Annotated in this window: 9 protein-coding genes; 5 read left to right on the plus strand and 4 right to left on the minus strand. The window is 62.9% G+C overall.

The window, feature by feature from the left end:
• The 4 genes from IRL76_RS09040 to IRL76_RS09055 form a co-directional block, all read right to left on the minus strand.
• Positions 1–1,410, minus strand: coding sequence for an alpha-amylase family glycosyl hydrolase (locus IRL76_RS09040; RefSeq protein WP_200981043.1), 1,410 nt, complete (start codon positions 1,408–1,410; stop codon positions 1–3).
• Positions 1,407–2,744, minus strand: a complete 1,338-nt coding sequence (locus tag IRL76_RS09045; protein ID WP_246449635.1) for a sugar porter family MFS transporter — start codon at positions 2,742–2,744, stop codon at positions 1,407–1,409. The genes IRL76_RS09040 and IRL76_RS09045 overlap by 4 nt, the downstream gene beginning before the upstream one ends.
• Positions 2,744–4,258, minus strand: coding sequence for an MFS transporter (locus IRL76_RS09050; protein WP_200981044.1), 1,515 nt, complete (start codon positions 4,256–4,258; stop codon positions 2,744–2,746). Before IRL76_RS09050 ends, IRL76_RS09045 begins: the two co-directional genes overlap by 1 nt.
• 105 nt (positions 4,259–4,363) lie before the next feature.
• Positions 4,364–5,401, minus strand: a complete 1,038-nt coding sequence (locus tag IRL76_RS09055; protein WP_200981045.1) for a LacI family DNA-binding transcriptional regulator — start codon at positions 5,399–5,401, stop codon at positions 4,364–4,366.
• A 285-nt stretch (positions 5,402–5,686) separates the two neighbouring features.
• Between IRL76_RS09055 and IRL76_RS09060 the strand changes: the two genes are divergently transcribed.
• From IRL76_RS09060 to IRL76_RS09080, 5 genes are all read left to right on the plus strand, one after another.
• Entirely contained in the window at positions 5,687–8,413 is a 2,727-nt protein-coding gene (locus IRL76_RS09060; protein ID WP_200981046.1) for a TonB-dependent receptor, read from the plus strand.
• 87 nt (positions 8,414–8,500) lie between these two features.
• Positions 8,501–10,018 (plus strand): tryptophan halogenase family protein, encoded by a 1,518-nt coding sequence (locus IRL76_RS09065; RefSeq protein ID WP_281388101.1) that lies wholly within the window; start codon positions 8,501–8,503, stop codon positions 10,016–10,018.
• Positions 10,015–11,844, plus strand: a complete 1,830-nt coding sequence (locus IRL76_RS09070; RefSeq protein WP_200981047.1) for an alpha-amylase family glycosyl hydrolase — start codon at positions 10,015–10,017, stop codon at positions 11,842–11,844. Before IRL76_RS09065 ends, IRL76_RS09070 begins: the two co-directional genes overlap by 4 nt.
• Before the next feature lie 20 nt (positions 11,845–11,864).
• Positions 11,865–13,454 carry an alpha-amylase family glycosyl hydrolase gene (locus IRL76_RS09075; RefSeq protein ID WP_200984257.1) on the plus strand — a complete coding sequence of 530 codons (1,590 nt, stop codon included), beginning with the start codon at positions 11,865–11,867 and terminating at the stop codon, positions 13,452–13,454.
• Complete coding sequence (locus IRL76_RS09080) at positions 13,414–15,486, plus strand: glycoside hydrolase family 97 protein (protein WP_200981048.1); 2,073 nt, start codon at positions 13,414–13,416, stop codon at positions 15,484–15,486. Before IRL76_RS09075 ends, IRL76_RS09080 begins: the two co-directional genes overlap by 41 nt.
• Positions 15,487–15,504 lie beyond the last annotated feature (18 nt).

Genomic DNA, 15,504 nt, shown 5'->3' on the forward strand with positions numbered 1-15,504 from the left:
TTACCTGGCCGAGGTGGCCGCGAGCAGGCGATAAGCCCAAGGCGCCAGCGTCACGCTGTCGCCAGCGGCCACCTTGACCCCATTCCCGCCACGGAACTCGCGATAGGTTCCGTCGGCAAGCTTGCTGGTGACTTCGAATGTCACCGGTTGGCTCGAGAAATTGAAGAAGGCGAGCACCTTCCCACTTTCGTCGCGCCGTGCCCAGGCGAAGACCTGCTGCGGTTTGTCGGTATCGACTTTCTGCATCACGCCGCCCCATTGCCCGTTGTCGAGCACCGGGTTGGCCTTGCGGAAGGCGATGAGGTCCTTCAGCAGGGCTCCGTATTCGCAGCCCTCACCCTGGCTCCAGTCGATCGAATCCTTCTCGAAGAACTCGAGCCGCTTGGCATTGCAGGCTTCCATCCCGTTGTGCACCAGTGGCAGGCCCTGGCCGGTAAAGGACAACACGGTCATCGCGTCGAGCGCGGGGCCGTAGTTCTCCTTCATCGTCCCTTCCCACGCATTGCTGTCGTGGTTCTCGATATAGGTCAGGCGCATCGCCTCACGCGGCCAGAGGCTCTCGTTCTCGGCGTAATAGCCGTAGAAACTGGTTGCATCGCCTTCGCCATGCGCGACCTTCTTCGAGGTGACATGCCAATCCCAGCCGTAGGTCGCGTCGAAGGCAGCGAAGTGGAACGCGGTCTGCTGGACCTCGCCGAGCATGAAGACCGGCCGGATCGCGTCGAGCCGCCCGCGCATCTTCTCCCAGAAATCGAGCGGGACGTAACCGGCGACGTCGGCGCGATAGCCGTCGATCCCGAAGTCGCGCACCCACATTTCCATTGCCCCGCCGACATGCTCGCGCACGCCCGGCTTGGACCAGTCGAGGTCGATGATGTCTGACCAGTCCCACCACGGCGTGGGACGGAAATCGCCCTTCCAGTCCTTCTCGTACCAGTCGGGGTGGTCCTTCGCCATCTGGTTGTCCCACGCAGTATGGTTGGCCACGAGGTCGAGGATAACGTGGAAGCCCTGCCGGTGCGCCTCGTCGACGAAGGCCTTGAGGTCCGCCTTGGTCCCGAATTCGGGGTTCACCTCGTAATAGTCCTGCACCGAATAGGGGCTGCCGAGGCCACCCTTGCGGTTCTCCTTGCCGATCGGGTGGATCGGCATCAGCCACAGGATATCGACGCCCAGTTCCTTCAGCCGAGGCAATTGTTCCTGCGCGGCCTTGAAGGTGCCTTCCGGCGTGAACTGCCGGGTGTTGATCTGGTAGAGCACCGCCTTGCGCGACCAGTCGGGGTGGGTGAGCGTGACCTTGCTGTGCGGCTCCCAATCGTTCGCAGCGGGCTCCGCCGGGCTTTCCTTCATCGCATAGGCGGTGCCGCCCAGGAGCGCGACGGCAGCGGCGGCTGTCAGAAGACGTTTCATGATGAAGAACTCCGATTCGAATTGACGAGTTGCGCGGCAACATCCTCGAGCGCGCGGCCCCGGGTCTCGACCATTGCGAAACGCACCCAGAGCAGTTGAAGGACCATCATTCCGGCAAAGGTGAGGAAGATCGTCACGGGTGAAACGCTGGCCAGCACCGCAGGCATGACCAGAGTGAGGCCGGCAGCGAATACCCAATGCGTACCCGCTCCCAGGCTTTGCCCCTTGGCGCGCGCGGCGCTCGGGAAGATCTCGGAGATATAGACCCAGATGACTGCGCCCTGCCCCACCGCATGGGCCGCGATGAAGGCGAAGATGAAAGGCAGAACCAGGGCAAACTGTCCGCTCGCAAAGCCGTAGGCGGTCATCGACAGCGACAGGATGTAGCCGACACTGCCGAGATACATCAGCGCCTTGCGTCCGGCCCGGTCGATGAGCGCGAGCCCGACGAAGGTGAAGGCAAGATTGATCACCCCGATGCCGACGGTCGCGAGCAGCGCAGTCGAAGCCGCGGCGCCGCTCATCTCGAAGATGCGTGGTGCGTAATAGATGATCGCATTGATGCCGGAGAGCTGGTTGAAGAAGGCGATCAGGAAGGCGAGCATGATCGGGCGTCGCAAATGCCCGTCGAAAAACCGGCCCCAGCTGATCGAGCGTGCATCCTCGCTTGCCTCGGCCCGTATCGCAGCCAGCGTCTCGTCAACCGTTGCCGGATTGATGGCGGCGAGGATGGTGCGTGCCTTGTCCACCTCGTCGCGATTTACGCAGAGCCATCGCGGACTTTCGGGAATGAACAGCGTGGCCAGCAGGTAGGCAATGGCCGGCAAAGTTTCCGCACCAAGCATCCAGCGCCAATCGCTGTCCCCCATCCCCCCGAGCATCCAGTTGGAAGCGAATGCGACAAGGATGCCGAGGACGATCATGAACTGGAACAGTGCGACAAGGCGGCCGCGTTGTTCGCGCGGGGCGATCTCGGCGATATAGGCGGGTGCGGCGACCGAACTGGCACCAACCCCGACGCCACCAATCAAGCGGAAGATCATGAAGCTGACCGGGTCCCAGGCCAGCGCGGAACCGATGGCCGAGACCGCATAGAGCACGCCGATCCAGATGAGCGTCTGCTTGCGGCCAAAACGGTCAGCGGGCCAGCCGCCCATCAAGGCGCCGATGACCGTGCCCCAGAGCGCCGCCGAAATGGCAAGTCCATGGACCGCATCGCTCATCGACCAGACACGCTGGACGGCCTGCTCGGCCCCAGAAATGACTGCAGTGTCGAAGCCGAAGAGGAAGCCCGCGAGTGCGGCGACCAGCGCCCAGCTCGACGCGCGGCCCATCAGAGCGCGGCCTTGACGCGCTGCATGGCGACTGCAGCAACCAGCCACGAGGCCGCAGCGAAGAGCATGGTCCACACCGGCTCGCCGGGGAAGAAGGCATTCATGATGCTGCCCATCACCGTGGCCACGAGCAACTGCGGGACCACGATGAAGATATTGAACAGGCCCATGTAAATGCCGAGTTTGGCCTGCGGCAGGTTACTGGCGAGGATCGCATAGGGCATGGCGAGGATGCTCGCCCAGGCAATGCCGATCCCGACTTCGGCCATCAGCAGGACCTGCGCATCACGGACCAAGAAGAACATCAGGAAACCGATGGCGCCCAGCGTCAGGCAGATCGAATGCGTCATCACCTGGCCGAACTTGCGGCTCAGCCAAGGCAGCAAGGCAAGCGCGGCGACAGCGGCCACGCCATTGTAGACGGTGAAGAGGACATTCACCCAGTTCGCGCCCTCGTTGTAGACGGCGCTGGCCGTGTCGCTGCTGCCGAAGACATACTGGGTCACCACGGGGGTCGTGTTAATCCACATGATGAACAGCGCCGACCAGCTGAAGAACTGCACCAGCGCGAGGCGTTTCATCACGTCGGGCATGCCGGAAAAGTCGCCGACGATGCTCGACAGCATGTTCGCTGCGCGGCCCTTCTTCGCCATGGAAATCGCGAGCGCGCTGAGAACGCCGTAAAGGGCCAGCAATCCGCCCAGGAGAAAGACCTCCTTCTCGAGCGCCAGGGCCTCGACCGCCAAGGCGACGAGGACGCCTGCCACGATCCAGACCATCGCCGATCCGTAGCTCTTTGCAGCGAGCGCTCGCAGCGTCACGCCTTCGTCGACAGCCTCCTCGGCTCCGCCGAACGCCGCCTGCTCTTCCGGACTGTATTCGCGCGTCGTCAGGATGGTCCACATGACTGCCGCGAAGAGGGCTATGCCGCCGCCCCAGAAGCTCCATTTCACGGTGTCCGGCAGCGCGCCGTCAGCTGCGAGGTTGCTCACCCCGAGCTGTTCGAGGAACCAGGGAAAGATCGAGCCGACGACCGCGCCAGCGCCGATGAAGGCCGTCTGCACGGCATAACCCGCCGCGTGCTGGTCGGCGCGAAGCATGTCGCCCACGAATGCGCGGAACGGCTCCATCGAAATGTTGAGGCTGGCATCGAGCATCCACAGCATCGCTGCGGCAAACAGTAGCGGCGCGCCCATCGTCGGAGCGAAGGGCATCAGCAGCAGGGCAAGCGCCGACAGCACCGCACCGGTCAGGAAGTAGGGCCGGCGCCGCCCGAGCCGGTTCCAGGTGCGGTCCGAAAGGTGGCCGATGATCGGCTGGACCAGCAGGCCGGTCAGCGGCGCGGCGACCCATAGCGCGGGGAGGTCGTCTATCGAGGAGCCCAGCGTCTGGAAGACGCGGCTCATGTTGGCATTTTGCAGCGCGAAGCCGATCTGGATGCCGAAAAAGCCGAAGCTGATGTTCCATAGCCCGGCAAAGCCCTGGCGCGGCTTTTCGCGCAGCGTCTGTTCCATTTCAGTCCCTCATCCCCGACGGGTCTTCGGCCCGTCCTCAATCAATCCGACATGGCTCGCACGAAGAGCCAGTGGCAACAAGGACGTATACGAATGTGAAGCGCGCTAGACGGCGGCGCTGGATCCCCGAACGATGAGCCGTCCGGGCAGCTTGCGCAGCGGCAGTTCGCCGCCTTCCAGTTGGGCGAGCAGGGTTTCTACCAGCGCTTCGCCGGCCCCGCGAATATCCTGCATCACCGTGGTCAGCGGTGGCGTGGTCAGGCTGGCCGATGGAATGTCGTCGAAGCCGACCACGGCAACGTCCTGCGGAACCCGCCTCCCGGCTTCCGCCAGCGCGCGCATCGCGCCAATCGCGATTAGATCGCTGGCGGCGAAGATCGCATCGAATGCGGCGCCACTGGCGATCAGCTTCTTCGCTGCCGCATGTCCCGCCTCTTCGGTGGTCAGGGCATCGAACTGGAGCGCCGGGTCGTGCTCGATACCGGCGGACTTCAGGGCATCGCACAAGCCCGCATAGCGTCCGGCGAACTCCGGATAGTGCTCGTCGGCGTCGCCAAGGAAGGCGATCCGGGTGCGCCCGTTCTCGATGAGATGGCGCCCGGCAAGCCGGCCCGCCTCGACATTGTCGGTGCCGACCGTGACCCCGCTGGTGTCGCTCGATACCGAGCCCCAACGCGCATAGTGCGTGCCCTGCGCCTTCAGCTGGTCCAGCCGTTCGCGATAGACGGTGTAGTCGCCGTACCCGAGAAGGATCAGCCCGTCGGCGCGGTGGCTGTCCTGGTAGCGGACGTGCCAGTCGTCCTCCATCCGCTGGAAGGAGATCAGCAGGTCCAACCCGCGATCGGCACACGCCCGCGTGATCGAGCCAAGCATGGCCAGGAAGAACGGGTTGATCATGCTGGCGTCGGGCGTCGGGTCCTCGAAAAACAGCAGGGCGATCGTGTTCGACCGCTGCGATCGCAGCGAGGAAGCGTTCTTGTCGACAGTGTATTTGAGGTCACGCGCGATCTGCTGGATCTTCTCGCGGGTCGACTTGCTGACCGAGCGGTCGCCGCGCAGGGCACGGCTGACGGTGGGCTGCGAAACACCCGCCGCATAGGCAATATCGAAGCTGGTCGGCCGACCCGTCGGCTTTCGACCCATCACTCTCCTCCCGGCCTTTCCTACCAGGCCTTGGAAAGGGACATTAGGGAGGCTGCAAGTCACTGGCAATCGTGCGAAACGTGGTCGTCCCGGCCTGTTCCGGCGTGTGACATTTCGGCGACTCCACCCCCAGGCACATCAAATGCGTATACGTATGCCATCTATCGGGAAGGCGGCACTCCAACATATCCAGACGATGAACAGGGGGGCGGAAAGCCTCCTGTGGAATTTGGATTCGGCCCGGGGACTGCCCTTGAGGATCGGGCCAATTGGGAGAGCAAAGTAATGGCATTTCGCAAGCATCTTGCCGGCGGCATCAGCATGGGCGCCGTCACCATCGCACTGGCGTCGCTGGCCACACCTGCCTTCGCGCAGGACGCCGACGCGAACCCGTCGACAAGCGAAGACGACAACGTCATCCTCGTCACCGGTTTCCGCGCCTCGATCGACACATCGGTCGAGAAGAAGAAGGACAACACCTCGATCGTCGAAGTGGTCAGCGCTGAAGATCTCGGCAAGCTGCCCGACCTCTCGATCGCCGAATCGCTCTCTCGCCTGCCTGGCCTTGCCACGCAGCGCCTCGACGGTCGCGCAAACGTCGTCTCGATCCGCGGTCTCGCTCCCGACTTCACGACCACGCTGCTGAATGGCCGCGAACAGGTCAGCGCCAACAACAACCGCGGCGTCGAACTCGACCAGTACCCTTCCGAACTGCTGAACGGCGCCGTTGTCTACAAGACGCCGGATGCAATGCTGATCGGCCAGGCGCTGGGCGGCACCATCGACATGCAGACCGTCCGTCCGCTGAGCTACGCAAAGCGCCAGCTGGTCATCGGCGTGCGCGGCGAGCTCAACGACCTCGGCAAGCTCAATCCCGATATTTCGGACAAGGGCTATCGCGCCAACTTCTCCTACGTGGACCAGAACGCTGACGGCACGCTCGGCTGGGCCATCGGCTATGCCCGCATGCAGTCGCCGACGCAGGAAGAACGCTGGAACGCCTGGGGCTACCCCAACCTCGATGCCGACACCCAGGTCATCGGCGGTGCGAAGCCCTACGTTAAGTCGAACAAGCTCAAGCGCGACGGCCTGATGGGCGTGCTCGAGTACGAACCCAACGACAAGTTCCACGCGACGCTCGACGGTTACTGGTCGAAGTTCAACGACGACCAGCGCCTGCGCGGCATCGAACTTCCGCTGCAGTGGTCGGCGGCCTCGCTTCAGCCCGGTTATACCGAAAGCGGCGGCCTCGTGACCTCGGGCCAGTTCAACGGTGTCGAAGCGGTCATGCGCAACGACGTCGTGCACCGTAAGTCGGAAATCTTCGCCGGCGGTCTCAACACCGAATTCGCCGCCAGCGACACGCTGAAGTTCGAACTCGACGTCAGCTATTCGAAGCTGAAGAAGACCGAAGAGAACCTCGAAATCTACCTCGGCACCGGCCGTGGCGGCGGTGTCGGCGCAACCGACAACCTCGGCTTCACCATGCCGGCGGACGGTGGCGTCATCACCTTCGATCCGACCATCGACTATTCGGATCCGGACCTCTTCGTCATCACCGACCCGCAGGGCTGGAACAGCTGCGGCGGCACGGTCCCGAACTGCCAGGACGGCTTCGTCAACCGTCCGCGCATCAAGGACCGTCTGCAGTCGATCCGCCTTCAGGCGATCCAGTCGCTCGACAGCTTCGTCGAAACCGTCACCGTCGGTGCGAACTATTCGGACCGCCGCAAGCAGCTGATCGACGAAGGCTTCGTGCTCACGCACAGCGACTATCCGGCCGACACGCCGGTTCCGTCGGAATACCTGTTTGATCCCGTATCGCTCGGTTTCATCGGTATCCCGGGCATGGTCGCCTTCGACAGCTGGCGCTTCTACAACGACGGCAACTACGACCTCACCAGCGAGGCATTGTGGACGCCGGGCCGCCTGACCAACAGCTATGTGGTCAATGAAAAGGTCCTGACCGGCTTCGTCCAGGCGAACTTCAACAGTGGCCCGGTTCGCGGCAATGCCGGCGTGCAGGTCGTCCACACCGATCAGAGCGCAGATGGTTATGCTGCGTTCAATCCCGGCGGCGGCACCATTGCCACGCCGATCACGGATGGCGACAAGTATACGCACGTCCTGCCGAGCATGAACATCTCGTTCGAGTTCGCTCCCGAAGCCTACCTCCGCTTCGGCGCGGCCCGCATGCTGGCACGTGCCCGCATGGATCAGCTCAATCCGGGCGTCGGCTACGGCTTCAACGCCGCCAACAACGTTCCGGGCGCCGGCATCAACAACTCGCCCTGGTCGGGTACCGTCGGCAATTCGAAGCTGCGTCCGCTGCTTGCCAATACCGTCGACGTCGCCGTCGAGAAGTACTTCGGTCGCGGCGGTTACGTCTCGCTCGGCGGGTTCTACAAGTATCTCGACAACTGGATCTATCGCCAGAACGACATCTTCGACTTCACCGGCTATCCGACGCCGGGCAACGTCACGCCGACCTTCAACTATGGCATCGTTTCCCAGTGGAAGAACGGCCGCGGCGGCAGGCTGCAAGGTCTCGAAGGCTCGTTCTCGCTTCCCTTCGGAACCTTCTCGTCTTCGCTTGACGGTTTCGGCGTCCTCGGCAGCGGTTCCTACACCCACAGCCGGGTACGTGAGGGCGGAGCGGCTCCGATCTCGATGCCGGGTCTGTCGAAGTGGGTGCTCAACGGCACGGTCTACTTCGAAAAGAACGGTTTCCAGGCACGCGCCTCGGCCCGTTATCGCTCGAAGTTCCTTGCAGAAGTCTCTGGCCTCAGCCTGGCGCGTGATCGCGTGATGGCCCGATCCGAGACTGTGATCGACGCCCAGATCGGTTACACCTTCCAGGATGGCATGCTTGAAGGACTCGGTGTTGTGCTTCAGGGCAGCAACCTGACCAATGAGCCCTTCATCACCTACTACAACAACGACATCCGCCAGGTGCGCGATTACCAGAACTACGGCCGGAACTTCATGGCCGGCATCACCTACAAGTTCTGATGCAACGCGGCGGGTCCGGACCACTCCGGACCCGCCATTTTTTCCGACGCGGTGCCAACATGTGCCGCCACGGCCGGGAGCAGGAAAGTGAACGATAGTCGCATCCGCGACGTCGTCATCGTGGGCGGAGGGACCGCGGGGTGGATGGCCGCCGCGGCACTGTCGGCAACGATGGGCGAACAGTTGCGCATTCGCCTTGTCGAAAGCGAGCAGATCGGCACCGTCGGCGTCGGCGAAGCCACCATTCCGGCAATCCGCCTGTTCAACGGCCTCGTCGGGATCGACGAGAACGAATTCATCTGCGCCACCCAGGGCAGCTTCAAGCTGGGCATCGAGTTCATCGACTGGGGTCGCGTGGGCGAAAGCTACATGCACGTCTTCGGCCAGCTCGGACAAAGCCTCGACCTGATCGAATTCTGGCAATACTGGCTGCGCGGTCGCGAAGAGGCGATCAGCGAGCCGATCGGCCACTATTCCTTTAACGAGGAAGCGGCCCGCAATCTGCGTTTCGCCCGTGTTCCGCGAATCCCCAACACCCATCTGGATGGCATTTCCTACGCCTTCCATTTCGATGCCGGCCTTTACGCCAAGTTCCTGCGCGGCCTCGCCGAGAAGAACGGCGCGACCCGGACCGAGGGCATGATCACGGGGGTTTCACGCAATCCGGAGAACGGCCACATCCGTTCGATCACGCTCGATTCCGGCGAAGAGATCGCAGGTGAACTTTTCATCGACTGTTCGGGTTTCCGCGGCCTGCTGATCGAGCAGGAGCTGGAGACGGGCTACGTAGACTGGACGCACTGGCTGCTTTGCGATCGTGCCATTGCGGTCCCGACCGAGAACGTCGGTCCTCCCCGCCCCTACACCCAGTCCATCGCGCACCCTGCAGGGTGGCAATGGCGGATCCCGCTGCAGCATCGCACGGGCAACGGCCATGTCTTCTCTACCGAGTACATTAGTGAGGACGAGGCAACCGCCTTGCTGCTCAAGACCGTGGAGGGCAAGCCGCTGGCCGACCCGCGCACAATCCCGTTCAAGACAGGGATGCGGCGGAAGGCGTGGAACGCGAACGTGATCGCGCTCGGCCTGTCCTCGGGTTTCATCGAACCGCTGGAATCGACCAGCATCCACCTGATCCAGAACGGTATCGCCAAGCTTATCTCGCATTTCCCGGACCGGGAATTCCGGCAGGCCAATGTCGATGCCTACAACCGCCGGATCGAATACGATTACGAGCGCATCCGCGACTTCATCATCCTCCACTACCACGCCAACCAGCGCGACGAGGCCTTCTGGACCCGCTGCCGCGAAATGGATGTGCCGGATACGCTGCGCGACAAGATCGACCTCTTCCGTGCGACCGGTCGCATCTTCCGCGAGCAGGAAGAACTGTTTGTCGAAGTGGGCTGGTTCCAGGTCCTGAATGGCCAGAACATCGTGCCGGAAACCTATCACCCCCTGGCCGACGCCCTTACGAAGGAGGAGCTTGCCGGCTTCCTTCGCGACATTCGCACGATCGTGGCCAACAATGCCGCCCGTTTGCCCACCCACGCCGAGTTCATCGCCGCAACATGCGCAGCGCAGGCGCCTGGAGTTCCCGCATGATCCGTTTCGCCCTTCCCCTTCTCGTCCTTGGCATTGCAGGATGCGCTCATGCCCAGGCTGCCCCGACCATCGCGGCACCTAGCCTGAGGGACCGCACGCCATCGGAAGAGATCGTCTACTTCGTCCTTCCCGACCGCTTCGAGAACGGCGACAGGACCAACGACAAGGGCGACTTCAAGGGTGACCGTCTCGCAACCGGGTACGATCCGACCGCGAAGGGTTTCTACCACGGCGGCGACCTCAAGGGACTGACCTCGCGCCTCGACTATCTCGAGAAGCTGGGCGTCACTGCAATCTGGTTCGCGCCGATCTTCCAGAACAAGCCGGTGCAAGGTCCCAAGGGAGACGAGAGCGCCGGATACCATGGCTATTGGGTCACCGATTTCACCCGTCCCGACGGTCACTTCGGCACGCGCGCGGAATTCAAGGCATTCGTCGATGCGGCGCATGCGAAGGGGATGAAGGTCTACATGGACATCATCACTAACCACACGGCGGACGTCATCACCTACGCCGATGGCGACGAAACCAATTTCGAATACCGCAGCAAGGGCGACTATCCCTATTCGACTGTCGGCAAGGCCGACGGTGCCGCGATCAACCCTGGTTTCATGGGCGACGAGGACAGCAGGGAGACGAACTTCGCCAAGCTGACCAATCCCAATTACGCCTATCGCCCGGTCGTCCCTTCGTCGGAAAAGGACGTGAAGGTCCCCGCCTGGCTCAACGACCCGGTTTACTACCACAACCGCGGCAACAGCTCCTTCACCGGCGAAGACAGCCGTTTCGGCGACTTCTCGGGCCTCGACGACCTCTTCACTGAACACCCGCGTGTTCGCGCCGGGATGATCGAGATTTTCTCCGGCTGGGTGCGCGATTTCGGCATCGACGGCTTCCGCATCGATACCGCGCGCCACGTCGATCCCGGCTTCTGGCAGACCTTCGTCCCCGCGATCGAGAAGGTAGCGCACGAGAACGGCATCCCGAACTTCACCATGTTCGGCGAGGTCTACAAGGACGTGCCCGAAAGCGGATACATTGCGGAGTACACTCGCCGCGACAAACTTCCGGCCGTGCTCGACTTCGCCTTCCAGGCGGCGATGCGCGAACTGCTGGGCCGCGACAGGGGCACGGTGGTCCTGGCGCACATGTTCGATGGCGACGTGCTCTATGAAGGCGGTGAAGATGCTGCGCGCAATCTCCCGACCTTCCTTGGCAACCACGACATGGGTCGCTTCTCGACCCTGCTCAAGGCCGACAAGCCCGAGATTTCGCAGGACGAACTGCTGCAGCGGGTCATGCTCGGTCATGCCATGATGCTGAGCCTGCGCGGTGCGCCGGTGATCTACTACGGCGACGAGCAGGGTTTCGTCGGCGACGGGGGCGACCAGCTCGCGCGCGAAGACATGATGCCGAGCAAGACTGCGGTTTATAACGACAACGACCTGATCGGCACCGACGCGACGACGGCCGAGAGCAATTTCGACGAGAGTCACCCGCTGTTTCGCTTGATCCGCGAATTCTCGCTTATCCGTCGTGCCCATCCTGCCCTTACCCGCGGGAAACAGGTGGTTCGCCATTACGAGCAGACCCCGGGGATTTTTGCAGTCAGTCGCTTCGATCCGGTGAACGGCGACGAATATCTTGCAGTGTTCAACACCGGCAATGCGCCCCGCAGCGCGAACGTCACTCTCGGATATGATGCTCGAGCCTTCGAAAGCTTGTCTGGCAGCTGCCCGGCGGCAGTGACTGCTCCGGGAAGTGCGGCCTTCAACCTGCCTGCCTTCGGTTGGGCACTTTGCCGGGTATCGGAGACGGCCGAGTGAACCGCTTTTCCGCCCTTTCGATGGAAAACGCCGAGGCCGGCACGCGCCCATGGTGGAAGGGAGCGGCGATCTACCAGATCTATCCGCGCAGCTATATGGACTCGAACGGCGACGGCATCGGCGACCTGCCCGGCATCACCCAGCGACTGCCGCACATCGCCACACTTGGCGTCGATGCGATCTGGATTTCGCCTTTCTTCGTCTCGCCGATGAAGGACTTCGGATATGACGTCGCCGACTATTGCGACGTCGATCCGATCTTCGGCACGCTCGCAGACTTCGACGCTCTGGTCGCACGCGCCCATGAGCTCGGTCTCAAGGTGCTGATCGACCAGGTCTACTCGCACACTTCCGACGAACATCCATGGTTCGCCGAAAGCCGCTCCGACAGAACCAATCCGAAGAATGACTGGTATGTCTGGGCAGACGCCAAGCCCGACGGGTCGCCTCCGTCTAACTGGCAATCCGTGTTCGGGGGTCCCGCGTGGACGTGGGACGCCCGACGCGGCCAGTACTACATGCACAATTTCCTGAATTCGCAGCCGCAACTCAACCTGCACAATCGCGAGGCTCAGGACGCGGTGCTGGATGTCATGCGCTTCTGGCTGGATCGGGGAGTGGACGGCTTCCGCATCGATGCGCTCAACTTCGCGATGCACGATCCCGAATTGCGCGACAATCCGCCGGCACCTGCCAGCGACAAGCCGCGCACTCGTCCGTTCGATTTCCAGCTGAAGAAATTCAACCAGAGCCATCCGGCAATTCCCGGCTTCATCGAACGCATTCGTGCGCTAACCGACGAATACGAGGCGGTTTTCACGGTCGCTGAAGTCGGCGGGGACGAGGCCGAAGCCGAAATGAAGGCGTTCACCGAAGGCGAGACCCATCTGAACTCCGCGTACGGATTCAACTTCCTTTATGCCGACAGGCTGACGCCCGGACTCGTCTGCGGCGCCCTTGCGCAGTGGCCGGATGAAGAAGGCGTCGGCTGGCCGAGCTGGGCCTTCGAGAACCACGATGCCCCCCGCGCTATCAGCCGTTGGTGGAAGGAGGACGAACGTGACGCGGCGGCACGGATGAAGATCCTGTTGCTGGCCTCCTTGCGCGGCAACATCATTCTCTACCAGGGCGAGGAACTGGGGCTGACGCAGGTCGACATCCCCTTCGAGCAACTCCACGATCCCGAAGCCATTGCGAACTGGCCGCTGACACTCAGCCGCGACGGAGCGCGCACCCCGATGCCGTGGACGGGTGCCGTCGATGCCAGCTTCGGATCGCAAGAGCCCTGGCTTCCGGTTGGTGAAGAGAACCGCGCGCGCTCGGTCGAGGCGCAGGAAGCCGACGACGGTTCGCTCCTGAAAGCCACGCGCGCAGCGATTGCCCTGCGCAATGCGAACCCGGCCCTCCATCACGGCGCAGTCGCAAGCTGCCGTGCCGAGGGTGACCTCCTTGAACTGGTTCGGGCGGTCGGCAGCCAGCGTATCCGCTGCCTGTTCAACCTCGGCCGCAACACCCTGACGGTTGCTGCAACCGGCAAGGTTCTTGCTGCCGAAAACGGGGCGTCGTTCGATGCCCTGCCCCCATTCTCCGCCCTTATTCTGGAGCTTTAACGTGATCCGTCTCTTCCTGCTTTTCATCGCGGCCACCTTCCTCCCGGCCGCGGCTGTGCAGGCGGAGACGGTGTCCTCGCCCGACGGTCGTACCGTGGTTACACTCGACACCGACGGCGAGGGCATCCCTTTCTACGAGGTCGTCCGCGACGGCACCCCCGTGATCGCCAAGTCGACCCTTGGCTTCACGTTTACCGATGCCGACCCGATGCGCCGCAATTTCGAAGTCGTTGCGGTGACCGCCGACGCAGCCGATACCCGTTGGGAGCAACCCTGGGGCGAACGCCGGTGGGTGGCCGACCGCCATAACGAGATCGCCCTCACCTTCCGCCAGAAGGATGCGACTGCTCGCGAGGTAACCGTGCGGTTGCGCGTTTTCGACGACGGAATGGGCTTCCGCTACGAATTCCCCCAGAGCGATGCGCAACCGGTCCGCCGCATCGCCGAGGAGCTGACCGAGTTCAACATCGCCAGCGACGGCACCGCATGGTCGATCCCGGCCGGCGACTGGAACCGGTACGAATACCTCTATTCGCGAACTCCGATCTCGGCGCTTTCGACGGTGCATACGCCCGTGACGATGGTGCTGGCGAACGGTACCCACCTGTCCTTCCACGAGGCCGCGCTGGTCGACTATTCTGGCATGTGGCTGAAGCGTATGGAGGGCACGCGGCTGCGCGCCCTGCTCGCCCCGTCACCGCAGGGCGCCAAGGTCGTTCGCGAAGGCGCCTTCACCACCCCCTGGCGGACAATCCAGATTGCCGACGGTCCGGCAGGGCTCTTCGAAAGCAGCCTGATCCTCAATCTCAACGAACCCAACACGCTCGGTGATGTGAGCTGGTTCAAGCCGCACAAGTACATCGGAATCTGGTGGGAGATGCACCTCGACAAGACCAGTTGGGCGAGCGGTCCAAAGCATGGTGCAACCACGGAAAATGCGAAGAAGTACATCGACTTCGCGGCAGCGAATGGCTTTCGCGGCGTGCTGATCGAAGGCTGGAACAAGGGCTGGGACGGCACCTGGTTCGGCAATGGTCGCGAATTCAGCTTTACCGAAGCCTATCCCGACTTCGACCTCAAGGCAGTGACCGATTACGCCCGCAAGAAGGGCGTGCACCTGATCGGCCATCACGAGACAGGCGGGAACATCGCGGTCTACGAAGACCAGCTGGAAGACGCGATGGCACTCTACGAGAAGCTTGGCGTCGATGCCGTCAAGACCGGCTACGTCGCCGACGCAGGTGGCATCATCACGCGCGATGCCGAGGGCAAGGACCTGCTGGTCTGGCACGACGGTCAGGAAAATGTCCGCCACCACATCAAGGTCGTCGAGACCGCGGCCCGCCACCATGTCGCGGTCAATCCGCATGAGCCGGTGAAGGATACGGGCCTGCGTCGTACCTATCCCAACTGGGTCGCCCGCGAGGGTGCGCGCGGTGCGGAATACGACGCTTGGGGCGTGCCGAAGAACACCCCGGATCATGTCCCCGAGCTGATCTTCACGCGCCTGCTCGCCGGTCCCATGGACTATACCCCCGGCGTCTTCTCGCTCGAAGGCCGGGGCGCAACGGCGCCCGATATCCCGAGCACCCTCGCCCGCCAGCTGGCCTATTACGTGGCGATCTACTCGCCGATCCAGATGGCCGCCGACCTGCCGGAAAATCTCGCGAAATGGCCCAAGGCGCTCGACTTCGTGAAACGGGTCCCCGCCGACTGGAGCGAGAGCAAGCTGATCGAGGGTGCGGTCGGCGAATACGCTATCATTGCCCGGCAGGATCGCAATTCGCACGCCTGGTATGTCGGCGGCGTCACCGACGACAAGGAACGTGCGGTCAAACTGCTTCTCGCCTTCCTCGACAAGGGCAAGCGCTACACGGCGACGATCTGGCGCGATGGCGCCACGGCCGACGGTCTCGGCAGCGATCGCCATGCGATGGACGTGATCACTCAGAAGGTCACATCCGACAGCGTAATCGACCTGCGGATGGCTCGCGCCGGCGGGTTCGCGATCGAAATCAAGCCGACGAAGTAGATTGCTATGGCAGGGCTT

Source organism: Qipengyuania soli (assembly GCF_015529805.1).
In the GTDB taxonomy this organism is placed as follows: domain Bacteria; phylum Pseudomonadota; class Alphaproteobacteria; order Sphingomonadales; family Sphingomonadaceae; genus Qipengyuania; species Qipengyuania soli.

Coding starts and splice junctions, on each gene's coding strand:
- IRL76_RS09040 (WP_200981043.1), bottom strand. CDS start 1,410: ATGAAACGTCTTCTGACAGCCGCCGCTGCCGTCGCGCTCCTGGGCGGC.
- IRL76_RS09045 (WP_246449635.1), bottom strand. CDS start 2,744: ATGGGCCGCGCGTCGAGCTGGGCGCTGGTCGCCGCACTCGCGGGCTTC.
- IRL76_RS09050 (WP_200981044.1), bottom strand. CDS start 4,258: ATGGAACAGACGCTGCGCGAAAAGCCGCGCCAGGGCTTTGCCGGGCTA.
- IRL76_RS09055 (WP_200981045.1), bottom strand. CDS start 5,401: ATGGGTCGAAAGCCGACGGGTCGGCCGACCAGCTTCGATATTGCCTAT.
- IRL76_RS09060 (WP_200981046.1), top strand. CDS start 5,687: ATGGCATTTCGCAAGCATCTTGCCGGCGGCATCAGCATGGGCGCCGTC.
- IRL76_RS09070 (WP_200981047.1), top strand. CDS start 10,015: ATGATCCGTTTCGCCCTTCCCCTTCTCGTCCTTGGCATTGCAGGATGC.
- IRL76_RS09075 (WP_200984257.1), top strand. CDS start 11,865: ATGGAAAACGCCGAGGCCGGCACGCGCCCATGGTGGAAGGGAGCGGCG.
- IRL76_RS09080 (WP_200981048.1), top strand. CDS start 13,414: ATGCCCTGCCCCCATTCTCCGCCCTTATTCTGGAGCTTTAACGTGATC.